Genomic DNA, 23,986 nt, shown 5'->3' with positions numbered 1-23,986 from the left:
TTTGAATTCTATTTGTACTGGTTGATCACTTGGTGATTTTTCAGTTGAGGTGTTAGCCGGAGTTGGTGTCTGGGTTGTTTCAACGACTCTTTGCTTGTCCTTCTGAGATAAGTTCTCAATGGTAACTGTTTGAGCAATTTTCTCTCCAGTAGGGAATGTTTCATCTGCGGCATTTCTACTGCCACCATCATAGGGACTAAAGCCTTTGAGTTCCTGTAGAGGATAACCAACTGAAAGCTGATCACCTAGTGAAGCGGCACTTTTAGAAGCGGTGATGGGAGAAAATTCAGGTGGCAAACTTTCCGGTTTACTGGGTGCGGCTAATGTCTTAGCAACTAATAAATCACTATCAGTAGGCTTTTGCCCAGCAGTTTGGAGAGGCGTTTCCCGTTGTACCTCAGACTTCTCTTTGTTCCCCAGTGTCTTAGTGTCAGCCTTCAGGACTGGGGTGGGATTTGCAGATTGTAAAGATTCGAGAATCGGAGGCGGTTCGGGCGGCAGAACTGGATGAAGCATACTCTAGCACGAATCAAGCTAACAAATAGCCAATAAATAGCCGGAAGGACATAACACATTATGCCTCCCAGCTTTTGCCTTCTGCCTAGATGAGATTTAGGCAAGCCACCCCGGAGGAGGACATTCGCAAAGAACAGGTTTCCCTAGAGCCAAGTGTCTCTAGGCGTATAATGTATTCCGCCTTCCGGCAGTCACGGATAATTTGTCGCGCTTTTACTCGAGATCCCGACGACCAGGGTTACGAGCAGGGTCGCCCGACAAAAATCCAAAGAAAAAGAGACCGACGAAGAAGGCAACAACTATATAAACAACGATTTTTAAAGTCAGCATTTAGATATCTCCTGTGGGTATGAGAAGCTTTCAGTGTCTGCGACGCAGAAAAGATAGCTCCTTTATCTTACCCAAATCTTGTTCTCTTTTTGGAGAACACTGATAGTAGATGTCCGGTACGATCTGTCCAAAAAGCGACTGATCACAGGGTAATTCAGAGTTGTTCGCTTTGGAATGCAGGTATTGGCAAAGAATCGTTACCGCAATTGAGTGTCCTTTGTAGGTTATCTGACCTTTAACAGTTACCAGTTATCAGTTATCAGTTATCAGTTATCAGTTTCATCCGAAAGGGGAAACACCACACTCCTGTGCACCGTTCGTCAAGAGACGTGCCGTAGGCATAAGCGTTGGTGGTGAGCCACTGCGGTCTTGGGGTTTCCCCAAGTAGAGCAAGTGGCGTTCGCGTTCGCGGAGCGTGCGCTTTGCGCTCAGCGTCTCCGTTCGGCCTCAAGCCGTGCCCGAAGGGCTCAGGAGATACCCGGAGGGCTCTTTTAAATCCCCTACCAGCCCGAGAAAGCGTCACTGGTCAGTGTTCACTGTTCACTGTTTTAAATGCTCCTTAATTTTAAGTTGTCAACTCGTTAATGTCTCTAGTTAATGTTAGACGTTGACTGAAGGCAGATGTTTCCCAGTTCTGATGCCAAGAAATTGCAATTTCGTGTAAGAAACCCGGTAACTCATCAAGAAACCGGGTTTATGAATAGGCGTGAACCTATAAAATCAGATTAAATTGGTGTGACCACGCGAAAACCCAAAAAAGAACAGGGTGTGCTGGGTTGATCGCTCACCTGGTTCTATGTCATTTTGGAATTCATGCGCGTGCCATTTGACTGGAAATTTAGCCCACAGCAGAAAGTTCTTGTTGAAAGAAAGCTTGCAACACCTTTTGAGCTATTTGGGGACTTGTTAAACTGATTTCTGCTTTAGATTGATTAGGTTCGGCATGTTCCACTAAAACATCTGGCACACCAATGCGTTTGATAGGAACAACGATATCAGCATCTAACAGCGCTTCTGCAACTGCTGAACCAAAGCCCCCCATGACACAACCTTCTTCCAAGGTGACAACGCGCTTAATTTTCTTAGCTAATGGGAAAATTAATTCGCTATCTAGAGGCTTGGCAAAACGGGCATTAATCACAGTGGCTTCAATGCCATGTTCTGAGAGAATTTCAGCAGCTTGCATTGCTGAATTTACCATTGCACCATAGCCTAGCATCAACACATCATCGCCGTTGCGGAGAATTTCCGCTTTGCCGATTTCTAAGGGTTCCCAGCCTTCTTCCATTAAGGGGACGCCGTAGCCGTTACCGCGAGGGAAGCGCATGGCGATCGCTCCTGTGGTATGGTTGACGCCAGTGACTACCATCCGTTGCAGTTCTGCTTCATCTTTGGGTGCCATCAGTACCATGTTGGGGATGCAACGCAGATAGGCAATGTCGTACATTCCTTGGTGAGTCGGACCATCAGCACCAACGATTCCCGCCCTGTCGAGACAGAAGAACACTGGCAGGTTTTGGATACAGACATCGTGAATGATTTGGTCGTAGGCGCGTTGCAAGAAGGTGGAGTAAATAGCGACAACCGGGCGCATACCTTCAGATGCTAGTCCTGCAGCAAGAGTGACGGCGTGTTGTTCGGCAATCCCTACATCAATATATTGATCGGGTAGCTTTGCTTGCAATTTATCTAACCCTGTCCCCGTTGCCATCGCGGCAGTAATCCCAACAATTTTAGGGTTTTGTTCCGCGAGTTTGACCAAGGTATGGGCAAACACTTTCGAGTAGGCGGGGGGTTTGGGTTTGCTCGAGGGGACGGCTTTGCCAGTTGTCAGGTTAAAAGGAGATTGGGCGTGGTAGCCAACTTTGTCTTGTTCAGCAATGTCATAACCTTTGCCCTTGACGGTTGCCACGTGTACCAAAACTGGTCCCGGTATTTGATGTGCTTGCCCGAAGGTGGCAATCAATTCCTCTAAATTATGCCCGTCCACAGGTCCGATGTAGGTAAAGCCGAGTTCTTCAAACACTGCGCCCACTTTCGGAACAGCTAAGCGCTTCATCCCTTCTTTGATGCGTCCCAGTTCCGGAGAAAAAGATTCACCTACGAAAGGAATTTGCTTGAATTGTTCCTCAAAATTATCGGTGAGAAACTGCATTGGAGGGCTGAGGCGCATTTTGTTTAGGTAGCGTCCAATTGCGCCCACGTTGGGAGATATAGACATCTCATTGTCGTTGAGGACAACCAGCAGGTTAGTCTTAGGCATATGTCCAGCATGGTTGATGGCTTCTAGTGCCATACCGCCAGTCAGCGCACCATCACCGATGATGGCAGCAACTTTAAATTTTTCGCCTTTGAGATCCCGCGCTAAAGCCATACCCAATGCCGCAGAGATACTGGTGGAAGCATGTCCTGCCCCAAAGTGGTCAAACTTGCTTTCACCGCGCTTAAGATAACCAGCAATTCCATCTTTTTGCCGCAAAGTATCAAAGCTACTGTAGCGCCCTGTAATCAGTTTGTGAGGATATGCTTGGTGTCCGACATCCCAAATGACTTTATCGCGATCCAAATCCAGCGTTTGGTAAAGCCCTAATGTTAACTCTACAACACCCAACCCTGGTCCCAGGTGTCCCCCGGTGGCTGCTACAGTTTGAAGATGTTTGTCTCGAATCTGACGGGCAATCTGTTGCAGTTGTCGAATCGATAAACCGTGCAACTGGTTAGGATGGGTGATTTCACTCAAGTGCATATTGTAGGGTTTTCCTCTCTAGTTTTTAGTATTTTTGATTTTCCCACGCTCGGTTGGGTCTAAACGTGTAAAAATCCGGCATCGGAAAAATCGATCACTAAAATGACTTGTTTTGTCACCAAAATTTAGCTTTTTAGGCGGTTTTTCTTTCACGGACGTTGGCTAAAACGCCGTTAATTTAGTTATAAAGCTACCGAATTTTTCCAGTTTTCATAAAACCGATCAAGCTGTGCTTCATACTAATTAGCATTTATTTACATACATTGAAGCAGGGACAGAGCAATGGTAAGAATAAAATTCTGGATTGTATGTACGAAGTTTTACGTAACTACTCAAAGTATATTAAAAAATTAAACTAGTAAATTTGACTATAATACCACTAACTAGACAAGCTTCGGGAGCTTCCGGTGCAGGGGGAGAATGTCAAAAAAATAGCAATTCTCCCAGAAGTGACTTCTGTTTGCCGCCAAGGGCAAATGCCGTTCTTAAAAAAAATGTGTGTGCCGCCTTATTGAGAAGCTTCTGGACTATTGTTACCACCGGGTACTGCCGGGGTTTCGGGTTGTGGCTGTTGCCTTTGCAAATATTTACTTAACACATCAGCCATATCCCCACGAGTCATCGGTTGTAGCGGGGAAAGATTGCCTTGTGCATCTGTATTCACAAATTCCTCACTCGTTACCGTGGCGATCGCTTTTTTTGCCCAACTAGGAATAGAGGCTGCATCTGGATATGAGGCAAGAATTTCATTGACAGTCTCGTCTGGAAACTGAAACACTCCATATGCTTGGGCAAAAATCGCCAAAGCTTCAGCCCTGGTGACTCGTTGGTTGGGGAAAAACAGATTTCCACGATAGCCTTTCATAATATCTGTTTTTAAGACTATCTGGATATCCTTAAACGCTGGATTGGAAGCAGCGACATCTGTCACTTTTAGATTTTCTTTGGTGACAGCCTGTCGTTTATCCAGTTGAAAAGCCTTCACCATAATAGAAGCTAATTCTGCCCGACTCAGCAAACGTTCTGGATAAAACTCTCCATCTGGGTAGTTCGTCATCACTTTAGCAGCAATGACCTTTGCTATTGGATTGGATGGTTTTTCAGTACTGGGTTTTTCTTGGGCATGGACTATGTTGGGAACAAATTGCAGTAATGCTATCAATGAAAGACTACCTAGAAGCTGACGCATGATTACAACCATTTTTAGCTGCTACTGTGATCCATAAAAAAAACTGCGGTACTTAGGTTAACACCATTTCTAATTTAGCTGTATCCAGAAATGTGTATGTCTTTATAGTGACGAATGTCTGTTTAGTAATGTTGCCTAGACAGTTATAGTTATTTAATCGCTAATTTGCACTCATAGTGTTCAGCGTTGCTACTTATGGTAATTACTGCTGTCGCCTATGGTCATTACGGTTATCAATATCTATCGCACCGCATACAATGACAGGTGTTCTTTCAAAGAAATTATCATGTCTCAAACTTCTATCGCCGTTTCCACCTTAGCCGATGCGGTGAATCAAGCACTGGACGTAGTTAGGACTTACGCAGTAATAACGGAAAAACGAACCACAAAGGACACGTAGACGCGCAGCGGCGTGCCGTAGGCTAGGACACGAAGGAAAGAGGCTTTCAGAGAAATTTTGCGTAAGTCCTGGTAGTTGATCAATGGCAACTGTAGTCAGTGCTGAACTTGAAGATTTGTGTGAAGCCCGTGGTTTAAGTTTGAGTGATACTTTTAGGATTCTTTGTAACTGGTTAATTCCTTTACTGTCTGTGAGCATTTTAGTTTCTAAAGTCTGGTCTTTGTATTTTTTAATATTAAAAATAATTAATACCTTCTTATGGATAGCAATTCTCAACACTGGGTTATCATTAGTTGATGAAATTCTTTTTCTTTCTGCAAGCCGTAATTCTTGGCGTGGTCACGTTCCTAGAGTTGCAGTACAATGGTGCCGAGGAGCTTTGATTGTTATTGGGTTTTTAATTGTTCTTGCAATTGTTTGGGGAATAGATGTTGCTGGGATTTTAATTTCTTGAAATGTGGGAACAGTTGCTGTTGGGTTGGCACTTCAAGACACACTGAGCAACATTTTTTCAGGTATCATAATTTTGCTGGCTCGTCCATTTGATGAAGGCGATCGCATCTCTATTGATAATGTTGTAGGTGAAGTTTTTAAGATTGGCTGGAGGTGAGTCAAAATTATGGATTATGAAGGGAGAAAATTCATTATTCCTCATCAGAAAGTAGCGCAGTCTATTATTAAGAAGTTTGAAAAATGAGTGCGCACGCCATACTTGGAATTGGCGATTAAGAAGAACAAAAGTACTTCTTGACCATAATCAAGGGCTTTCTACTGCAAAAATCAAATTTCCGTCAGCTATTGATTCACATTAATGGGCTATTAGTTTCAGGCGGTGCCATCTGCCCACTACTATGTTCTATAGTAAGTTTTTGAGGAGCTTTGGGAATGACCGCAGCAGCAGACCCCGTAAAGTTGAGCAAGCAAGAAGTCGGCAAAGCCGCCGCCGCCTTGGTACAATCAGGTTCTATTGTCGGGTTGGGTACAGGGTCAACAACAGCGTACGCAATTCAGTTTATAGGCGATCGCCTCAAGTCGGGCGAACTGAAAGATATCGTTGGTGTCCCCACTTCGTTTCAAGCAGAAGTGCTGGCTAAGCAGTACGGCATTCCACTCACTACCCTAGACGCTATTGACCACATTGATATTGCAATTGATGGTGCGGATGAAGTTGATCCACAAAAGAATTTGATTAAAGGTGGTGGTGCCGCACATACCCGCGAAAAAGTTGTAGATTACCTAGCAAATCGATTCATTGTAGTCGTCGATGGTGCCAAATTAGTTGACCGACTCGGTTCTGTTTTTGCCGTTCCAGTAGAAGTGATACCAATGGCAGTCACGCCTGTAACGCGGGCAATTGAAAAACTTGGTGGCAAACCAGAACTGCGTATGGGCGTGAAAAAAGCTGGTCCAGTAATCACCGACCAAGGCAACATGGTTATAGATGTCAAATTTGACAATATTGATGACCCAGTCAATCTAGAAAAAACACTAAATAATATTCCTGGTGTTTTGGAAAACGGTATTTTCGTCAACTGTACAGATGTGGTGTTAGTTGGCGAAGTCAAAGATGGTCAACCTGTAGTCCGGGAATTGTAGTTATTTGAAGTAAGGGCGTAAGGATACTGAGAGGCAATGCCTTACGCCCGTGTTAAATCTTGTTCTGGGTGCCTAAGTGGAAAAAACCAAAAGCAAGTCTGTTAACTTCTGTCTTTAATCTTGTCTATAAGTATTATTTTTAACATCTATCAACCATAATTTCTCGAGGTTAGCAACTTGTCTGCGGAAAACAGCAACTCGATACTTTTTATAAGTAATTATTCCTAAAAGCAGAACAACAGGAAAGGAAATAATAGAAAACCCTATAAGATTATTGGTATGGGCATCAGTAGAACCCTTGGAGTGGGTATTTACAGAGTGAGTTGTTGGCTGACTGCTTAAATAGTGTGGCATCAATACCTCCAAAGACATTATCGTTCCACTAATAAGTCTTCAATGGGAACGTTTTATTTTTCGTATAAGTAGCAGATTTTCCGGATTGATCTAGAGTGTGCTTGCTAAAACAAAGATTTTTCCTAGTTTTCAGGCTTAAAAAGGCTTTTTCCTTTGTTTGGTAACAAGTAAAGATGGTAAAGTACCGTTACATGAATGCTGTCTTCACCCAAATCAGCTTGGGCAACCTCGATCACACCCATTGAGGTCAGTGTAGCGGTGGCTGTTTTTAATTGAGGTTGACTGTTATCTTTATTTGCTACCTCTGATAAAATTAATTTTCATCAAATATATTAGCGTGACGCTAGCCATTCTTTGAATCTGAATGTAATTTTTTGTTACTTATATAGTATTTGCTATCCCAAGAAGGCATTGGGGGCTGTTGATTTCAGATTTTAGATTGGGGAGAGATCCAAAATCCAATGATGTTATACAGACGATTTGGACGCACAGAATTAAAAATGCCAGTGTTTTCCTGCGGTGGCATGAGATACCAGCATAAATGGAAGGATGTCCCGCAATGGCAAATACCCCGTGATAACCAGCAAAATCTAGAAGCAACTATTCGACGCGCAGTCGAATTAGGAATTAATCACATTGAAACTGCCCGTGGTTATGGGAGTTCCGAAATGCAGTTGGGGAGAATTTTGCCAACATTCCCCCGTGAACAGTTAATTGTTCAAACTAAAGTCAGTCCGATGGCAGATGCAAAAGCATTTCAGCGTGACTTTGAAAAGTCACTGCGAAATCTGCGGCTAGATTATGTTGACTTGCTAGGAATACATGGCATCAACAATGCTGAGTTATTAAACTACAGTATCCGTCCTGGTGGCTGTTTAGAAGTAGCAAAAAAACTTCAGGCACAAGGAAAAGTCAGCTTTATCGGTTTTTCCACGCATGGACCAACAGATATCATTATCCAAACTATTGATACTAACCAATTTGATTACGTCAATTTGCATTGGTACTACATAAATCAAGTCAATTGGGCTGCAATTGAAGCAGCAAATCGTCAAGATATGGGCGTATTTATTATTAGCCCATCCGACAAAGGGGGAATGTTGTATAAACCACCACAAAAATTAGTGAATCTTTGCACTCCTTTGAGTCCAATGGTGTTTAATGATTTGTTTTGTCTAAGTCACTCTCAGGTACATACCTTAAGTGTAGGGGCTGCAAAACCCCAAGATTTTGACGAACACCTGAAAACTTTAGATTTGCTGGATAATACATCCGAAATTTTGCCACCAATTTTGGCACGGCTAGAGGAAGAAGCTATTGCTACCTTAGGGGAAGACTGGGTGAAAACTTGGCAGCTGAATTTACCAACTATTGAGGAAACTCCAGATCAAATCAATATTCGAGCGATTTTATGGTTGAGGAATTTGGCGATCGCCTACGATCTGTTAGAGTACGCCAAAATGCGTTACAACATGCTTGGCAATGCTGGTCATTGGTTTCCTGGTAACAAAGCTGACAAGGTAGATAAACTAGATTTACGGCAATGTCTCAGCCGCAGTCCTCATGCTGAAAGAATTCCTCACCTCCTTACAGAAGCACATCACATGTTGGCAGGTGAAGTGGTGCAGCGCTTGTCGCAAAGTTAGTGTTGTGTGAATTGTGAATTATCAATTATGAATGATGAAGCTTTTTTAATCATTCATAATTTTTTGACGCAATAACTCAAAAAACTTTTCGTCAACCGAAAGCTTATATTATATTGAGCTTCTTGTTGAATCTACACTTTGCAACATTTGAAACCAAACACTTCCAGGAATATTTTCAAAAAATTAGGCAGACAACTTGGGCGTGCTGTGTCTTTTTCCGTTTTATCTAGCAACCATACGTAGAAATCTTAATACTATAAAAAAGTATTTATAAATAATTTACACTTGTCTGTGTCCATCTATGGTTAAAATCAAAAATCGATAAACAATTGGTCTAAATTTCAGAAAATAACAACTGAAATTAGAATTATTAGGCTGCAATCACTATTATGGCTATTAATCGTCGTCATTTCTTATTGTTACTCGGAGCTAGTGCAGGTGCTTTTACCTTAGATGCTTGTGCCCTGGCACAGAATGCGCCAAGCCAAAACAAACCAAGTCCAGGTAAAACAGCTGCTATTGAACTACCACCGTTGCCTTATCCCTACGAGGCGCTGGAACCACACATCGATGCTGGAACAATGCGGTTTCATCACGATAAACACCATGCGACTTATGTAAAAAACTTAAATGCAGCATTAGATAAACATCCAGAACTCAAAAGCAGAACTGTTGAACAACTGCTGCGTAACCTCAACAGCGTACCAGAAGATATTCGTAGAACAGTACGCAATAACGGTGGTGGACACGTGAACCACTCGATGTTTTGGAGAATTATGAAGCCGAAGGGTGGTGGAGAACCAACAGGGGCGATCGCATCCGCCATTAATCAAAACTTCGGCAATTTTGCTGCATTCAAAAAGCAGTTTAACGAAGCTGGTGCAAGTCGTTTTGGCAGTGGTTGGGCTTGGCTAGTCCGCACCAAAGATGGCAAGCTTGCGGTGACAAGTACAGCCAATCAGGACAGTCCCTTGATTGAAGGTAACTACCCAATTATGGGCAATGACGTGTGGGAACACGCATATTACCTCAAGTACCAGAACCGCCGCGCTGACTACTTGGATGCTTGGTGGAATGTCTTGAACTGGGATGAGATTAATAGGCGGTTTGCAGCAGCAAGTAAAGCGGCGTGACAAGGGGAGTAGGAAAGTAGGGGGGAGATGGGGAAGTAGGGGCAGACAATATCTCCCTTATCTCTGCCATCTCCCTAATCTCGCTCCTAAACGCTTATCGCTCCTAAAGCGGCTTTTGGGTGGGTACACCAACAGGACGGGGAAACTGAACTGGTGTGGTTGCTACTTTACGCAAGTAAAGGCAGTGACGGATGCTATCAGTTAAGGGAGTTGTAAATTTTTCAATTGATTCAACTACCCCACCCAACTGATTAACGGCATTTTCCAAAGCTTTTGTTTCTTCTTGTGTCCAATTGCCCCGGTAGATTACGGCTAAACCACCTTGCTTAAGCAATGGTAGGGCATATTCTGCACAGACAGAGGCTGTCCCAACAGCGCGAATGAGGGCAACATCATAAGTTTGTCGGTGCTGAGGTTGCTGACCGACTTCTTCAGATCTGCCAGTGAGAGTTTTAACATTGCTCAGGTCAAGGGCAGCGCTGAGTTTTTCAACAAATGTCATTTTTTTCTGGGTAGAATCAAGCAGAGTAACAGTAGAATTAGCTACAGTAATTGCGACTGGAATTCCTGGGAAACCTGCGCCCGTGCCGATATCTATAAAAGATAGGGAAGTGGGGGAAGATGAGGGAGATACAAAAGTGTTGCCTACCCCTGCTTCCTTATCTCTCAACAGAGGGGCAATTCCTCTTAGAGAATCCCAAAGATGTTTTTCCCAAAACTCTTGGGGGTCGGTAATGCGAGTTAGGTTAAACTGGCGATTACCTTCTAGGATGAATTCGTAAAGCTGTTGGAATTGCACCTGCTGTTGGACAGTGGGAGTCCAATGAAGAGTTTGCTGCCAAATATCCGGCATTTCAGGCAAAGAAGGCGATTTCAAGTTGTTCACAGTCACACAAATCGCTTTGGATTGTATCGCAAGTTTTCTTTCTTTATTGTGAGAGCAATTCTATGGAGTATAGGGTATAGACTGACAATGCTTACCCTATTTATAAAACTGTAAGTTATTCCCATGTTAAAGCTGTATCACGAGCCGATTTCTCCAAATTCTCGCCGTGTCTGGATTACTCTGTTGGAGAAAGAACTTGAGTTTGAATTGGTGGAGGTGAAACTCGATGGCGAACAGTTTCAACCAGAATTTCTGGCACTCAACCCCTTTCACCACATTCCAGTTTTGGTAGACGACGGTTTTAATATAGTAGAGTCTTTGGCAATTTTAGATTATTTAGAGAAGAAGTACCCCAAGCCTGCGATGTTGCCAACTGATGCCAAGGATTTGGCGATCGCCCGAATGGTGCAACTGGTAAGTGTGAATGAGTTGTTGCCTGCCATTGCTCCACTGTTTCCGGTGATGTTAGGTTTAGGTGGAGGAAATCCAGAAAAAATCGAACAGGCAAAGCAGAAAGCGTCAACGGTACTGAAGTTTTTTGAGAATTTATTAGATGAACGCCCTTACTTTGGCAGTCAAAGCTTAACTTTAGCTGAGGTTGTGGCTGGTACTGTAGTACCTTGGTTGCCGAGAGGAGGTGTGTCCTTGAGCGATTATCCAAAATTGAGTGCTTGGTGCCATCGCCTAATAGCACGTCCAGCGTGGCAAACGACTGAGGCTACACCGCAGGTTATTGAAGTGTTTAAGTCTCGCATGGCGGCAAGAATGGCGTAGGCATCCACAGTCTAGCAGAAGGCTGCAAAAATTAAGCATTTATAGCGATTTCGCGCTTAACGCTCGCGCCCGCCCCGATATAGGACGGGCTGTCCTGCCCATCCCAGAAGAATCTAGAACTATATTTTATTGAAACAATACTTTGTCTGTTTGCCGCTTTTTTTTGGCTTGAGCTAAAAGCCTGAAAATGGCAAACTATCTGTAAAGTTTGTTTCAACCAAGAAGTTCTATGAAAACGACTTGGAAGCTTTGACTTTGCATGATCAAATAAAAATGATTTAATACAATTCTTGTCAAAGTACTCTTAATGAGTATAGCGATGCTCCTAGAGGGAGCCGCCCAAAGGGCGATCGCACAGAAACAGTCTTGAACTATAAACAGTCTTATATACTTTACTTTTTGTCAAGACTAATACTAACTTTAGCAAAAGTACTCACGACTTTATTCCTCGACTATGAAACAACCTGCTGCTATTACAACTGCAATATTCACGACTTGCGCTATGCTGCTAACAGCCTGCGGCGGCGGCACTAACAGTAGTACAAACACTGCAACTAACGCCACCCCAAATTCTGCAACCAACGCTGCTGCGACAACAAGTACATCTGGTGCTATTCCTATTGGTATTGCCTTGGCGCAAACCAGCAACGTGGCATTACTTGGTCAAGAGGGATTTGTTGGAGCCAGAATGGCGGAGAAGTATTTTAATGATAAAGGTGGCATCAATGGCACTCCAATTCGATTAGTTATGCAAGATACTGGCGGAGATGAAGCCGGAGCAATTAATGCTTTTCAAACTTTAATTAATAAAGATAAAGTTGTTGGTATTGTTGGTCCTACTTTATCACAGCAAGCTTTTAGTGCCGCTCCGATTGCAGACCGTGCTAAAGTTCCAGTGCTTGGAGCATCAACTACGGCAAAAGGAATTCCGGAAATAGGTGATTATGTTGCGCGTATATCTGCACCCGTTTCTATCGTCGCTCCTAATTCAGTAAAAGCTGCGCTTAAGCAGAATCCTAATATTAAAAAAGTAGCCGTTTTTTATGCACAAAATGATGCCTTTAACAAATCAGAAACAGAAATCTTTCAGAAAACAGTTAAAGACCAAGGGCTAGAAGTAGTCACAGTTCAAAAGTTCCAAACCTCTGACACCGACTTTCAAGCTCAAGCCACCAATGCTCTTAACTTAAAACCCGATTTGGTAATCATATCTGGTTTGGCTGCGGACGGAGGTAACTTAGTTAGACAACTGCGGGAACTGGGTTATAAAGGCATCATTGTAGGTGGCAATGGCTTGAACACACCAAATCTATTCTCAGTATGTAAAGCGCTTTGTGATGGCGTGTTGATTGCTCAAGCTTACAGCCCTGAACATCCAGGAGAAATTAACGCAACATTTCACAAAACCTATGTTAATCAATACAAAAAAGAACCTGCTCAATTCAGCGCTCAATCTTTTACGGCAGTACAGGTATATGTAGAAGCTCTGAAAGCTTTGGATAAAAAGACCAAAATTAGTACAATGTCCCTTGATAAACTGCGTACTGAATTAAATAAGGAATTACTAGCAGGAAAGTACGACACTCCTCTGGGTGAAATTTCTTTCACGCCAGTCGGTGATATCGTTCAAAAAGATTTTTACGTCTCCCAAATACAAATGGATAAAGACGGAAATAATGGCAAATTTGTATTTTTAAAATAGCTGTAATATGGAGATAAATCTGGTTTTACAAAAGATTTTGAATGGTTTATCCATAGGCAGTGTCTACGCTATTTTTGCCTTGGGATACACCTTGGTTTACTCCATTTTAGGCATAATTAATTTAGCTCATGGCGCAGTTTTTACCTTGGGTGCTTATCTCACATATGCACTGATAGGTGGTGCTTTTGGATTTAATGGATTGCTGGCTAATGCATCACTACCTATACAATTGCCATTTGCTGTTGCGTTGATTTTAGGAAGTACGCTTTCCGGGTTAGTTGGGGTGGCAATTGAACGTCTTGCCTTTCTCCCTTTGCGACAGCGGGGTTCTGACCCTTTATTAACAGTTGTTTCCAGTTTAGGTGTAGGAGTGGTTATTGTTAACTTAATCCAGTACCTGGTAGGGGCGGAAAGCTATACATTTCCTGCAAACACTTACGGGAATTTGCCACCTGCTATTAATTTTGGCACGGCCGAAAACCCGATTCCGATTCGCACTGTTCAACTGATGATTTTTGCTATATCAGTAGTGATTGTTGCCATTCTGACTCTATTCATCAATTACACAAAGTATGGTAAGGCAATGCAGGCGATCGCCGAAGATCCAACGACCGCAAGTTTGTTGGGAATAAACAGCGATCGCTTTATTGTGCTGACGTTTTTTATCAGTAGTTTCATTGCAGGAGTGGCGGGAACATTAGTTGCTTCTAGTGTCAGCATTGCTGGACCTTATTTTGGACTGAGTTTTGGGTTGAGGGGCTTATCAGTCATTGTCTTGGGCGGTTTGGGCAGTATTCCCGGTGCAGTGCTAGGAGGTTTGGTGATTGGATTAGTGGAGGCGTTTGTCCCTGGGGAATACTCAGGGTATAAAGATGCTGTTGCCTTTGGCATCCTATTTATTATGTTGTTAGTTCGACCCCAAGGTTTACTCGGGCGTCGGTTTGTACAGAAGGTTTAAATCCAGAAAGTTTAAAAGCGATTGGTAACTCAATGATTATCGACCCAGAAAAAGTACCTACTGAAAGGAGAACGAATTACCCCGATGAGTTCAAGCCAATTGTTGCAGGACGGGTTCGACAACGGTTAGGCAACTTTGCAGGACTCAAGAACTTTGGGGTGAATCTGGTGAAGTTAGAACCTGGAAGCAGTTCTGCTTTGCGACATTGGCATTCCCATCAAGATGAATTCATATATGTCTTGGAAGGTGAACTCACTTTAATCACAGATGCAGGTGAGGAAATTCTGAAACCAGGAATGGCAGCGGGATTTCCAGCCAATGAGGCAAATGGACATCATTTGGTGAATCGGTCGTCGGTAGTTGGTGTTTATCTAGAGGTAGGCGATCGTACCCCTAATGACGAAGCGACATATCCTGATCATGATTTGATTGCACAATCCAGTGCTGATGGCAAATTCAGATTTATCCACAAGGATGGCACGCCCTACTAAAGCTTAGTCAAAACTCTTTAAAATGCCTGAATTTATCGCTACTTACGGTTCTCTTATCGTCTCTATGGTACTAGGGGCGCTGCTGGGGCTGTCGCTGTACTTACCACTGATGGCGGGACAGTTGTCTATGGCAAGCCCTGGCTTTTATGCTTTGGGTGGTTATATTGCAGCCATTCTGTCCACAACCGTTTTTTCTTCCACAGCTAATCCATTCCCCATTCCATTAGTGCTGTTGGAAATGTTGATTGCTGGTGTCGTTTCTGGTTTATTGGGTGTAGTGGTGGGAATTCCAGCGTTGCGGTTGCGGGGGATTTATTTGGCGATCGCCACCATTGCCTTTGTGGAAGTTCTGCGAGTCATATCTCTAAATTTAGATATTACAGGTGGTGCTGTCGGCATTTTTGCCATTCCTCAACCTTTTCAAACACCAATCGAATACTTGTGGATTGCGCTGCCATTGCTGCTTATCAGCATGATATTCATTTACCGTTTAGAACGCATCCGAGCCGGAAGGGCATTCATCGCCATCCGTGAGGATGAATTGGCAGCAAGTGCGATGGGAATTAACCCAACTTACTACAAAGTTTGGGCATTCACGCTAGGGTGTATTCTGGCAGGAGTGGTTGGTGCTATCAGCGCGCATTTTCTTAATACCTGGAATGCACGCCAAGGTACCTTTGATGCGAGTATTATTTACTTAACTTTTGTGTTGATTGGTGGTTCCAGAACTTTTCTTGGTTCCGTCGTTGGAGGTATGGTATTTACAGCTCTGCCAGAAGTGTTGAGAGCAATAGCCGACACAGGTGGTTTACCTAGTTGGTTAGCGCAATTTTTGCGAGATGGTAGATTAATTATCTTTGGATTACTTATAGTTATCGGTACAATATTTTTCCCTCAAGGTCTTGTCACTCCAGATTTATTTAAAAAACGTAAAAAGCGCAGCAAAGATGTATTGAAATAATTATAATGACTCAAGAAAATGTGACGAAAACTGTATTTGGACTACCGATATTAGAGGCGAAAAACCTTACTCGTCGCTTCGGGGGATTAGTTGCGGTCAACGATGTCTCTTTCGTAGTCCATCAACATGAAATTTTTGGGCTGATTGGTCCCAACGGTGCTGGCAAGACAACTTTATTTAATTTAATAACAGGATTCATTACACCTTCAAGCGGGGAATTACTTTATCAAGGTAGCGAAATTTCTCAACTCAGTCCCGATAAAATTGCAGGTTTAGGTATTGCTCGAACCTTCCAAAACATTCGCCTATTTGCTGAACTATCTGCATTAGAAAATGTTAGAATTGCGCGTCATTTACATACTAAAAGTAGTTTGGTGAAAGGTGCGTTAGGGCTGCCACCGACTCTCAAGGAAGAACAAAAAAATAAGCACAAATCTTTAGAATTACTAGATCTTGTTGGTTTGGGCGATCGTATCGATGAAAAAGCCAGAAATTTTTCCTACGGCGACCAACGACGACTAGAAATTGCCCGCGCCCTTGCCTTAGAACCGCAAATTTTACTCTTAGACGAACCGGCTGCGGGTATGAACCCCAGCGAAAAGCAACAGCTCAGTAAATTTATCCGTAACCTCCGCGACAAATTCAACTTGACAATTATTCTAATTGAGCATCATGTACCTTTAGTTATGGGTTTATGTGACCGTATCGCCGTTTTAGATTTTGGTCAGTTGATTGCTTTAGGAGAACCATCTGTTGTCAGAAATAACCCAGCTGTCATTAACGCGTATTTGGGTAACGACTAAGCATATTAACCACAAATGCACACAAATGAACACAGATATATTAAATAATAAAGAAACTTTTCAAATATTAGAAATCAAAGACCTTTATGTTAACTATGGAGGCATTGAAGCTTTACAAAATATTAATTTATATATAAATAATGGCGAAGTCGTAACCTTGATAGGTGCTAATGGTGCAGGCAAAACGACGACTCTGCGCGCTATCTCCAAAATAGTGAATCCTCACCGTGGCAAAATTATGTACAGCGGACGTAACATTACCCGCCGCCAAGCGCACGAAGTTGTACAACTAGGTATCGCCCATTGTCCTGAAGGAAGAAGAGTATTAGCGCGGCAAACAGTTTTAGATAACTTACTCTTGGGTGCTTATATTCGCTCTAATCAAACAGAGCTAAGAAATGATATTCAATACTACTTTGAGATGTTCCCACGTTTAGCACAAAGACGCCATCAACTCGCGGGAACCCTCAGCGGTGGTGAACAACAAATGTTAGCTATAGCCCGTGCTTTGATGAGTAAACCCAAACTTTTGCTTTTAGATGAGCCTAGTTTGGGTTTAGCACCTACGATTGTTCGGGAAATTTTCAGCATCATTCAGAATTTGCGTGCAACAGGCGTGACTATCCTTTTGGTTGAACAAAACGCTAACCTTGCCCTACAAATTGCAGATCGTGGTTATGTGTTAGAAGCTGGTTGTATTACCCTGTCAGGTGCAGCATCGGAATTAATCACCGATGAGCGAGTAAAAAAGGCTTACTTGGGGTAATTAAGTTATTAGACTTCTTGCATTCATTCCAAAAAAAAGAATAATTAACCACAGATGGACACAGATGGAATCAAAGAGATGCAAGAGATGTATTACACATGGTACAGTTACAAACCCAAACTTTAACGTTGGAAGAGTTTATCAAAGGTTTAGATAAGACCAAAACCGTTATCAACACATCAATAGACTTCTTGCAAAAATGCTTGAAATGTCATGTTGAGCGTTCGCGCAGCGTGCCGGAGGCATAGCGAAACATCTCTTGAGATTCTGAGTCCCTGAGTCCTTACGGACACGCTGCGCGATCGGGACACGCTACGCGTTGGCGGAGCCTGCGCTTTGCGCTTACGCTACACTGCGTTTTGTATGCGCTAAGGCGCACGCTACGCGAACAGAATGACATCCACAACTTGCAACAAGTCTAATGTAGAGACGTTGCATGCAACGTCTCTACACGTATAGCGATCGCGCGTCTCTACACGTATAGTTACACAATTTGTCATATTATTTAATATACAGCCCGCGAAACGGGCTTAGTTTATGTAGCCCTAAACTTTAGCCTGCGGGAAATGTATCAAATCATCGCATGAGTCAAATAGTCTGGATTGCAAGACACGCTAACCGCCTCGATTTCGTCAACCCTGATTGGTTTCTCACAGCAGAACGACGCTACGATCCACCACTGTCTGAAGATGGTATGGTGCAAGCGCAGCAGTTAGCCAAGCGTCTCAAGAAAGAAAAAATTGCCCACATTTTTGCTTCCCCTTTCCTACGAACGGTACAAACGGCGATCGCAGTAGCAGAAGTTCTCGATTTGCGAATAAAACTGGAAACAGGCTTGAGTGAATGGCTGAATCCAGCTTGGATGACAGAAGAACCACAGCGACTCTCAACTCCAGCATTAGCAGAATTATTCCCCAGAATTGACATTAGCTACACTTCGTGCATTGCTGCAAAATACCCGGAAACAAGAGAACAAATGCTGGAACGTTCCGGGCAAACTGCGAGATGCTTAACTACAGAATTCTCTCCAGAGGATATTCTTTTAGTGGGACACGGTGCATCTGTATTGGGGGCGACAATAGGCTTAGTAGGTGAAATTGCCAGAACGGAAGTCAAAGCTTCGTTGTGTTCTCTGGTGAAAGTTGTGCGTCAACACCCAGAGTGGTTGTTAGAACTCAAGGGAGATACCTCCCATTTAACCCAAGTAGAAGAAGTCATTCGGTTTAATTAAGAAGAACTCATATGACACTATTATTGGCAGGAGACATCGGCGGCACGAAAACCATTTTGCGTCTGGTTGAGGCGTCAGATAAGCATCTATCACGCACTATTTATGAGGAACGGTACCGTAGTGGGGATTTTCCTGATTTAGTGCCGATAGTCCAGCAGTTTTTGCTCAAAGCTAATACACCAAAACCACAAAAAGCCTGTTTTGCCATTGCAGGACCTATAGTAAAAAATACCGCTAAGCTGACTAATTTAGCTTGGTTTCTCGATACAGAACGGTTACAACAAGAATTGGGTATCCTTCAAGTCAGTCTGATCAACGACTTTGCCGCTGTTGGGTTTGGCGTTTTGGGTTTAGACAAACAAGATTTCCTGACTTTGCAACCTGGCAAACCCAACCCCGAAGCCCCGATTGCCATTATTGGTGCTGGTACTGGCTTGGGGCAAGGATTTTTAATCAAGCAAGGAAACAGCTATCAAATCTTTCCTTCTGAAGGTGGACACGCTGATTTTGCCCCGCGTACTGAGTTAGAGTTTCAGCTTTTGAAATACCTGCTGGATAAGCATGATATCCAACGGGTTTCTGTAGAACGTGTGGTTTCTGGTATGGGAGTTGTCGCAATTTACCAATTTCTGCGCGACAGGAAAATTGGTACTGAATCCCCAGAAATTGCCCAAGTTGTCAGAACCTGGGAACAAGAAGCGGGACACCAAGAAAAAAGCGTTGATCCGGGTGCTGTCATTGGTAAAGCAGCATTAGAGAAAAGCGATCGCCTCTCGGAACAAACGATGCAATTATTTGTAGAAACATACGCCGCAGAAGCAGGCAATCTGGCGCTGAAACTTCTACCTTATGGTGGTTTATATGTTGCTGGAGGAATTGCACCTAAAATACTACCCTTAATTCAACAAGATAGGTTCCTGTTGAATTTCACGCAAAAAGGTAGAATGCGTCCCCTCCTAGAAGACATCCCTGTACATATTATCCTTAATCAACAAGTGGGACTCATAGGTGCTGCGATCGCCGCTGCTAGGTTATGACAGAAACAATTCAAAATTCAAAATTTAAAATAAAAAAAAGAAAATTTTGGATTTTGAAAAAAAAGATATAGCAATCGTATTTAATTTGTGTGAAAGTGCCTGCGGGAAGCGCAGAAATCGCGCCAGATTCCTCAGATTCCCGACTTCTTTAAGAAGTCGGGAATCTTGTTGTGTTTATGGTTGACGCTGGCGATTTTTGTAACACTGCCAAATTTTATCTCCTCCCCAAATCAACATTCCTACAACAACTCCAAAAAGGAGACTGTAACCAAGCGATAAGGTGAAGCGATGAGGAATAGGAGTGTCCAAGGCAGGTAACAGAGGTTCTTCTTTTGTGATTAAGGCGTAACTCGATGCCAAAATCCCGCCACAACCAATTGCACTACCTACCGCAAGAATAGTGATTTGCAAGTTGCGATTGCCTCCGGCACTGCCCCTTGGGCAATCGCCTATTTCTTTCTTTTCCTCTGCAAGGCGATCGCTTTTCGCCCTGTCTATCGCCACACGTCCCCGGATTGAGGCGATCGCTTTATCTAGCAAGCTAGAACCATGATGAAAATATCCCAAGTCTGCTCTTATTTGTTCCTGAAAATAAGAGCAGTTTTCTAAGCTAAATATTTCTAAAAACGTAATATCTTCTTCTTTAATCATACCACGAATCTGTTGCAATCTATCAGCATAGTTTCGAGCATTGATGGCGATTGTATTTTGGTATCCTTCCAGATATCGCAGCAGATTGGCATAATCTAATCCCATTTTGGGAAGTGTCTTTAATTTATGGCTTAATTCTTCTAATTGTTGTTCTGTTAATGACTTATTGTCCCCAAATTGTTCTAAAGTCTTAATTTCTTGTTCTATTTTGCTATATTCTTTATTAGTGTCCTGATAGACTTGCCGGCTTTGTTGAAAAGCTTTCACAACTTTGGCACGAAAGAAAAATAAATCTAATAATTGTTCCTGATAAGAATTAAACTTTTCTTCGGCTTCTGGATGGCTGAAGAACCAAACTAAAATATGACGATAATTGGTTAATTGGTTAAAAAGCCCGTATTCAAAAATGGGGCTACCAAATAAGGTAGCGGAACGAGCAAATGGGGGTATGGTATAGTCTTTAGGAAAGAAAGTTTTGAGACATTCATCAGCAAGTTCCTTCAAAGCTTTCTGATTTTGAGGGTCTTGTTCTGATGACAACCAAGCAGTAATGATTAGGGTTTCACCAAGAAATTTTTTGCTTTCATTTAACAGCAAACAATTATTTGGGTTCAACCGACTGAAAAGCTGAATATCGACATCCTCAGTTCTTTGACCATTTTCTGTTTGTGGACGATATAGATTGAGCCATAACCCGTAGCTATCGTAAAGTCTTAAAGGATAAGCAAAGCCGTCAATAATAATTGACCGATTATTTAAAGTTATCTCACCTTCAATAGGCTTAACTTCTGTTTGTTTCTCCGCTTTGATTAAAGAGACACTAGGATTATTTGGCTCCTTTTCTAAATCCAGCCATTGCATCAAGTTGAAATTTTTATGCAGTATTTTGTAGATGATTTCATCACAGGTTTGCCACAGCCAATCTTTCTCCTTTTCTTCTGCATCATCACCATCAGCGCTTTTTTGCAGAACAAAGGCAAATAAATGGACATTGGGAGCATAAACTTTAGGACTCATTAGGACTTTTTACAAAAGTATGATTAATTAATATTTCTAACCACAGATGGACACAGATTAACACAGATAATTTATCCATGTGTATCTGTGTTATATCAAGTCTCGTTAAATACTTATTATTACCTGAATAACCCCACCCCGGTAAAGCTGCGCTTCACCTCCCCCCCCGCTTGCGGGGAGGGGATAAAGGGGTGGGGTTCTTCACGAATGATAAGCAATCAACCAAACCTGATATTAATCTGCGATTTTATGTTTATAAATTTGACTTTTGCAATCTTGTTTATTTTTTAGGAGGTTCTGGCTGTGGATTTTTCTGCCGTTCATCAATAATTTTTTGGTAATCTGGAAACTGATTGATTAAAGTTCCTTCTTGATTAGCTGGATTACGTTTTTTGATAGTAATTTCTCTCGCAGCAAATAGGGCAGCATCTGCAACATCTGGATGTTCTCTACACCAAGCGGTAATTGCATCAGCGGCTGCTGAAAGTGATTGATTTTCTAATTCTGCCAAGGTTTGCTTAATTGTCAACAAATCTTCGCGGCTTTTTTCATCAAAGACAAATCCTTGCTGTTCTACGACTTGCAAAAAAGCCTCAATGATAATGCTAGCTTCATTAGCTTCCATAGGTTATACCTCCACTAGGATTTGAGATTTTGTTCTTCGTAGTGAGGACTTTAGTCCTCTTTTACAAAAGCAACGACTAAAGTCCTTACTACGAACTTTATTGCCCAATAGCACAGAAACCAGCCCAAGCCTCAGGTTTGCGAAACGGTTTATGCTCAGGAAAATACCACGTTTGTAGACGCTGCTGAATTGTTTGCTTATGTTCTTCATCTATATTGAGGTGATTTTGAGTCCATTCTATGAGTTCGGCTTGGGTAGAGTTGCGTAACCAGCGCTGCGCCTCAGAAAGTGCTTGGGCAACTGGCAGAGAGCGCTGATTATCGTAAAATCGAATCATTAACAAAGCAGTCGCGAAGTCATCCACCGCCCACAAACTGCTGACTATACTAGAAGTGCCTGCCTTGAGAAAGCCACTCGGTAAACCGATATACTCGTCGCTGGTGCTGAAAGGATCGGAAAGCCCAGTTTCACAAGCCGAGAGAGTGACGAGGCGACATTCTGGTAAATTGAGATTAAAGATGTCACGTAAGGTGAGGCATTTTTCTAAGTCAATGACATCACCATTTGCTAACTTTCGATAGCGTTTGCTGGAGTCAGCATCGGCAGGTATGGGAGAAATGCAATCTGCTAAAGCTATAGCTGAATCGACAGGCGAGTTTATATCAAAATAGCCGTGAGAAGAAAAGTGAACAACTTGAGCTTGACATAAACTCTTAAAAGCTGGTGCTTGGAATAAAGCTTGTTTGGTAGCGTCGCCTTTTTTTATAACAGTGGTTGGCTGGAAATAACGCTCAATCGTTTCTACTTCAATATTGGTATAAAGCAGGTTCTCGTTGGGATCTTGAATGGCGAATAGAGAACGTGATTTTTCCCCGCCAGTGCGCGTCCCCCTCCTCGGTGTGGAGGGGTTAGGGGTAGGGTTCCGAGATTTGGCTAATTTTAACAACTGACAACTAGGCGCATATCTCACCCCACGAGGAAATTTATCCAAAAGGCAATTCCCCTCTTCCCCAATAGGCAAAGCGTGCAGCGGTAATAAATGCAGGTAGCGATGGGGTACGAGAATTAAGGCTTGGCAGGAAGATGGTATGAGGTCGAGAATATTATTGATGTGCAAAATATCAGCTAACTTGCTCAGTTTGGCAGCCAGTTGACGTCGCCACAGAGGTTTCTTGGTAGCGTAAGTTTCCAGATACTCATCTGACCATTTCTTCAAATCTTTGACATCTTGCGGGGACGATTTCCAAATAGTCGGGTGTTGGTTGTGGCGAGTGATGATAAAAGCGCGGAAGCAATTACCAAAGATATACCATTGCACAATAGCTGTGTGGTCATCCACAAGCGCTTGAATTTCAGCAAAGCGGATATGTTCCAATTCTTCGGCAATTTTTTGGTCGAGTTCGTGCAGTGGCTGAAAACGCTTTTGACTTGCTATCAGTTCCACCAAGTTACGGGTTTTGCTACGCTCGATGTATTCCACTGCCTGGTCGTAGTATTCTAATTCCAGACAAACTTCCACCATGCGGCGATAAATCCTGTTGTATTCTTCCGCGTGTTTTTGTTTGATTTCATCGCCAGAGACAATTTCACCCCGCAGAAATTCTAGAGTGTCGATAGCAGATTGAAATATGTCGTAAGCATCGGCATACTGCTCAGCATCTATGTAAGCTAAACCCAAATTAAACGCAGTTTCAGCATGGTCTTGGGGCAAAGCATCGCGCGTGTATTCTTGCAACGCCTGTGTGTAGCATGAAATCGCCAGTTCTAAATTCTCCGCACGCTCCCCCCGGATGCGATCACCGTAAGCTATGCCCAGGTTGTTTTGCGTCATTGCCCATTCGATGGGAAAGCGATCGCGCGTGCGTTCTTGCAACGCCTGTGTGTAGCATGAAATCGCAATTTCTAAATTCTCCGCACGCTCCCCCCGGATGCGATTCCTGTAAGCATTGCCCAGGTTGTTTTGCGTCATTGCCCAGTCGATGGGAAAGCGATCGCGCGTGCGTTCTTGCAACGCCTGTGTGTAGCATGAAATCGCAATTTCTAAATTCTCGGCACGCTCCCCCGGATGCGATTACCGTAAGCTATGCCCAGGTTGTTTTGCGTCATTGCCCATTCGATGGGAAAGCGATCGCGCGTGCCTTCTTGCAACGCCTGTGTGTAGCATGAAATCGCAA

At 43.0% G+C, this 23,986-nt stretch carries 23 protein-coding genes and 1 pseudogene; 15 read left to right on the top strand and 9 right to left on the bottom strand.

The window, feature by feature from the left end; genetic code table 11:
• The 4 genes and pseudogenes from V5G28_RS03465 to V5G28_RS03450 all read right to left on the bottom strand — a co-directional run.
• A pseudogene (locus V5G28_RS03465) lies at nt 1-516 on the bottom strand (DUF3769 domain-containing protein); the annotation flags it as partial.
• A 213-nt stretch (nt 517-729) separates the two neighbouring features.
• Nucleotides 730-846 carry a photosystem II reaction center protein I gene (locus V5G28_RS03460; RefSeq protein ID WP_073632326.1) on the bottom strand — a complete coding sequence of 39 codons (117 nt, stop codon included), beginning with the start codon at nt 844-846 and terminating at the stop codon, nt 730-732.
• An 838-nt stretch (nt 847-1,684) separates the two neighbouring features.
• The gene (dxs, locus tag V5G28_RS03455) at nt 1,685-3,592 is read right to left on the bottom strand and encodes a 1-deoxy-D-xylulose-5-phosphate synthase (protein ID WP_332990207.1); all 1,908 of its coding nucleotides are present in this window, start codon (nt 3,590-3,592) and stop codon (nt 1,685-1,687) included.
• A 508-nt stretch (nt 3,593-4,100) separates the two neighbouring features.
• A complete protein-coding gene (locus tag V5G28_RS03450) occupies nt 4,101-4,781 on the bottom strand; it encodes an S-layer homology domain-containing protein (protein ID WP_332990212.1) in 681 nt (226 codons plus the stop codon).
• Between the two features lie 482 nt (nt 4,782-5,263).
• Between V5G28_RS03450 and V5G28_RS03445 the strand changes: the two genes are divergently transcribed.
• From V5G28_RS03445 to rpiA, 3 genes are all read left to right on the top strand, one after another.
• Nucleotides 5,264-5,635 carry a hypothetical protein gene (locus V5G28_RS03445; protein ID WP_332990205.1) on the top strand — a complete coding sequence of 124 codons (372 nt, stop codon included), beginning with the start codon at nt 5,264-5,266 and terminating at the stop codon, nt 5,633-5,635.
• Nucleotides 5,636-5,638: 3 nt separating this feature from the next.
• Nucleotides 5,639-5,791 carry a mechanosensitive ion channel domain-containing protein gene (locus V5G28_RS03440; protein ID WP_332990203.1) on the top strand — a complete coding sequence of 51 codons (153 nt, stop codon included), beginning with the start codon at nt 5,639-5,641 and terminating at the stop codon, nt 5,789-5,791.
• Nucleotides 5,792-6,066: 275 nt separating this feature from the next.
• The gene (gene rpiA, locus V5G28_RS03435; RefSeq protein ID WP_073632320.1) at nt 6,067-6,777 is read left to right on the top strand and encodes a ribose-5-phosphate isomerase RpiA; all 711 of its coding nucleotides are present in this window, start codon (nt 6,067-6,069) and stop codon (nt 6,775-6,777) included.
• A 114-nt stretch (nt 6,778-6,891) separates the two neighbouring features.
• Here the strand turns inward: rpiA and V5G28_RS03430 are convergent, their stop codons facing one another.
• On the bottom strand, nt 6,892-7,131 hold the full coding sequence (locus V5G28_RS03430; protein WP_096561176.1) for a hypothetical protein: 240 nt from the start codon (nt 7,129-7,131) through the stop codon (nt 6,892-6,894).
• 464 nt (nt 7,132-7,595) lie between these two features.
• Here V5G28_RS03430 and V5G28_RS03425 point away from each other — a divergent pair, with 464 nt between their 5' ends.
• Nucleotides 7,596-8,777: an aldo/keto reductase gene (locus V5G28_RS03425; protein ID WP_332990210.1), complete on the top strand. Its 1,182-nt coding sequence runs from the start codon at nt 7,596-7,598 to the stop codon at nt 8,775-8,777.
• 389 nt (nt 8,778-9,166) lie between these two features.
• On the top strand, nt 9,167-9,910 hold the full coding sequence (locus V5G28_RS03420) for a superoxide dismutase (RefSeq protein WP_332990198.1): 744 nt from the start codon (nt 9,167-9,169) through the stop codon (nt 9,908-9,910).
• A 103-nt stretch (nt 9,911-10,013) separates the two neighbouring features.
• Here the strand turns inward: V5G28_RS03420 and rsmG are convergent, their stop codons facing one another.
• Nucleotides 10,014-10,796 (bottom strand): 16S rRNA (guanine(527)-N(7))-methyltransferase RsmG, encoded by a 783-nt coding sequence (rsmG, locus tag V5G28_RS03415; RefSeq protein WP_332990196.1) that lies wholly within the window; start codon nt 10,794-10,796, stop codon nt 10,014-10,016.
• 123 nt (nt 10,797-10,919) lie between these two features.
• On the opposite strand from rsmG, the gene V5G28_RS03410 reads away from it, so the two are divergent.
• The 10 genes from V5G28_RS03410 to V5G28_RS03365 all read left to right on the top strand — a co-directional run bounded on the left by V5G28_RS03410 (nt 10,920) and on the right by V5G28_RS03365 (nt 19,519).
• The gene (locus V5G28_RS03410) at nt 10,920-11,570 is read left to right on the top strand and encodes a glutathione S-transferase family protein (protein ID WP_332990194.1); all 651 of its coding nucleotides are present in this window, start codon (nt 10,920-10,922) and stop codon (nt 11,568-11,570) included.
• A gap of 454 nt (nt 11,571-12,024) precedes the next feature.
• Nucleotides 12,025-13,272, top strand: a complete 1,248-nt coding sequence (locus V5G28_RS03405) for an ABC transporter substrate-binding protein (protein WP_332990192.1) — start codon at nt 12,025-12,027, stop codon at nt 13,270-13,272.
• Between the two features lie 7 nt (nt 13,273-13,279).
• A complete protein-coding gene (locus V5G28_RS03400) occupies nt 13,280-14,230 on the top strand; it encodes a branched-chain amino acid ABC transporter permease (protein ID WP_332990190.1) in 951 nt (316 codons plus the stop codon).
• A 32-nt stretch (nt 14,231-14,262) separates the two neighbouring features.
• Nucleotides 14,263-14,721, top strand: a complete 459-nt coding sequence (locus V5G28_RS03395) for a cupin domain-containing protein (RefSeq protein ID WP_332990187.1) — start codon at nt 14,263-14,265, stop codon at nt 14,719-14,721.
• Between the two features lie 22 nt (nt 14,722-14,743).
• On the top strand, nt 14,744-15,682 hold the full coding sequence (locus tag V5G28_RS03390; protein WP_332990185.1) for a branched-chain amino acid ABC transporter permease: 939 nt from the start codon (nt 14,744-14,746) through the stop codon (nt 15,680-15,682).
• A gap of 5 nt (nt 15,683-15,687) precedes the next feature.
• On the top strand, nt 15,688-16,485 hold the full coding sequence (locus V5G28_RS03385) for an ABC transporter ATP-binding protein (protein ID WP_332990183.1): 798 nt from the start codon (nt 15,688-15,690) through the stop codon (nt 16,483-16,485).
• A gap of 25 nt (nt 16,486-16,510) precedes the next feature.
• On the top strand, nt 16,511-17,251 hold the full coding sequence (locus V5G28_RS03380) for an ABC transporter ATP-binding protein (RefSeq protein WP_332990182.1): 741 nt from the start codon (nt 16,511-16,513) through the stop codon (nt 17,249-17,251).
• A gap of 98 nt (nt 17,252-17,349) precedes the next feature.
• Nucleotides 17,350-17,499, top strand: a complete 150-nt coding sequence (locus V5G28_RS03375; protein WP_332990180.1) for a hypothetical protein — start codon at nt 17,350-17,352, stop codon at nt 17,497-17,499.
• A 335-nt stretch (nt 17,500-17,834) separates the two neighbouring features.
• Complete coding sequence (locus V5G28_RS03370) at nt 17,835-18,482, top strand: histidine phosphatase family protein (RefSeq protein ID WP_332990178.1); 648 nt, start codon at nt 17,835-17,837, stop codon at nt 18,480-18,482.
• Between the two features lie 11 nt (nt 18,483-18,493).
• Complete coding sequence (locus V5G28_RS03365; RefSeq protein WP_332990176.1) at nt 18,494-19,519, top strand: glucokinase; 1,026 nt, start codon at nt 18,494-18,496, stop codon at nt 19,517-19,519.
• A 174-nt stretch (nt 19,520-19,693) separates the two neighbouring features.
• On the opposite strand, the gene V5G28_RS03360 is transcribed toward V5G28_RS03365, so the two are convergent.
• From V5G28_RS03360 to V5G28_RS03350, 3 genes are all read right to left on the bottom strand, one after another.
• Nucleotides 19,694-21,187, bottom strand: coding sequence for a hypothetical protein (locus V5G28_RS03360; protein ID WP_332990174.1), 1,494 nt, complete (start codon nt 21,185-21,187; stop codon nt 19,694-19,696).
• A gap of 280 nt (nt 21,188-21,467) precedes the next feature.
• The gene (locus V5G28_RS03355) at nt 21,468-21,812 is read right to left on the bottom strand and encodes a hypothetical protein (protein ID WP_332990172.1); all 345 of its coding nucleotides are present in this window, start codon (nt 21,810-21,812) and stop codon (nt 21,468-21,470) included.
• Nucleotides 21,813-21,909: 97 nt separating this feature from the next.
• A complete protein-coding gene (locus V5G28_RS03350; protein ID WP_336229583.1) occupies nt 21,910-23,823 on the bottom strand; it encodes a CHAT domain-containing protein in 1,914 nt (637 codons plus the stop codon).
• Between the last annotated feature and the right edge of the window lie 163 nt (nt 23,824-23,986).

Origin of the sequence: Scytonema sp. PRP1, assembly GCF_036697665.2 — a bacterium.
GTDB lineage: Bacteria > Cyanobacteriota > Cyanobacteriia > Cyanobacteriales > Nostocaceae > Kalymmatonema > Kalymmatonema gypsitolerans.
This window is presented reverse-complemented; position numbering and strand designations above follow the sequence as displayed.

Excerpts from the sequence above, each read along its gene's own strand:
- V5G28_RS03460 (WP_073632326.1), bottom strand. The coding sequence starts at position 846 with ATGCTGACTTTAAAAATCGTTGTTTATATAGTTGTTGCCTTCTTCGTC.
- dxs (WP_332990207.1), bottom strand. The coding sequence starts at position 3,592 with ATGCACTTGAGTGAAATCACCCATCCTAACCAGTTGCACGGTTTATCG.
- V5G28_RS03450 (WP_332990212.1), bottom strand. The coding sequence starts at position 4,781 with ATGCGTCAGCTTCTAGGTAGTCTTTCATTGATAGCATTACTGCAATTT.
- V5G28_RS03445 (WP_332990205.1), top strand. The coding sequence starts at position 5,264 with ATGGCAACTGTAGTCAGTGCTGAACTTGAAGATTTGTGTGAAGCCCGT.
- rpiA (WP_073632320.1), top strand. The coding sequence starts at position 6,067 with ATGACCGCAGCAGCAGACCCCGTAAAGTTGAGCAAGCAAGAAGTCGGC.
- V5G28_RS03430 (WP_096561176.1), bottom strand. The coding sequence starts at position 7,131 with ATGCCACACTATTTAAGCAGTCAGCCAACAACTCACTCTGTAAATACC.
- V5G28_RS03425 (WP_332990210.1), top strand. The coding sequence starts at position 7,596 with ATGTTATACAGACGATTTGGACGCACAGAATTAAAAATGCCAGTGTTT.
- V5G28_RS03420 (WP_332990198.1), top strand. The coding sequence starts at position 9,167 with ATGGCTATTAATCGTCGTCATTTCTTATTGTTACTCGGAGCTAGTGCA.
- V5G28_RS03410 (WP_332990194.1), top strand. The coding sequence starts at position 10,920 with ATGTTAAAGCTGTATCACGAGCCGATTTCTCCAAATTCTCGCCGTGTC.
- V5G28_RS03405 (WP_332990192.1), top strand. The coding sequence starts at position 12,025 with ATGAAACAACCTGCTGCTATTACAACTGCAATATTCACGACTTGCGCT.
- V5G28_RS03400 (WP_332990190.1), top strand. The coding sequence starts at position 13,280 with ATGGAGATAAATCTGGTTTTACAAAAGATTTTGAATGGTTTATCCATA.
- V5G28_RS03395 (WP_332990187.1), top strand. The coding sequence starts at position 14,263 with ATGATTATCGACCCAGAAAAAGTACCTACTGAAAGGAGAACGAATTAC.
- V5G28_RS03390 (WP_332990185.1), top strand. The coding sequence starts at position 14,744 with ATGCCTGAATTTATCGCTACTTACGGTTCTCTTATCGTCTCTATGGTA.
- V5G28_RS03385 (WP_332990183.1), top strand. The coding sequence starts at position 15,688 with ATGACTCAAGAAAATGTGACGAAAACTGTATTTGGACTACCGATATTA.
- V5G28_RS03380 (WP_332990182.1), top strand. The coding sequence starts at position 16,511 with ATGAACACAGATATATTAAATAATAAAGAAACTTTTCAAATATTAGAA.
- V5G28_RS03375 (WP_332990180.1), top strand. The coding sequence starts at position 17,350 with ATGGTACAGTTACAAACCCAAACTTTAACGTTGGAAGAGTTTATCAAA.
- V5G28_RS03370 (WP_332990178.1), top strand. The coding sequence starts at position 17,835 with ATGAGTCAAATAGTCTGGATTGCAAGACACGCTAACCGCCTCGATTTC.
- V5G28_RS03365 (WP_332990176.1), top strand. The coding sequence starts at position 18,494 with ATGACACTATTATTGGCAGGAGACATCGGCGGCACGAAAACCATTTTG.
- V5G28_RS03360 (WP_332990174.1), bottom strand. The coding sequence starts at position 21,187 with ATGAGTCCTAAAGTTTATGCTCCCAATGTCCATTTATTTGCCTTTGTT.
- V5G28_RS03355 (WP_332990172.1), bottom strand. The coding sequence starts at position 21,812 with ATGGAAGCTAATGAAGCTAGCATTATCATTGAGGCTTTTTTGCAAGTC.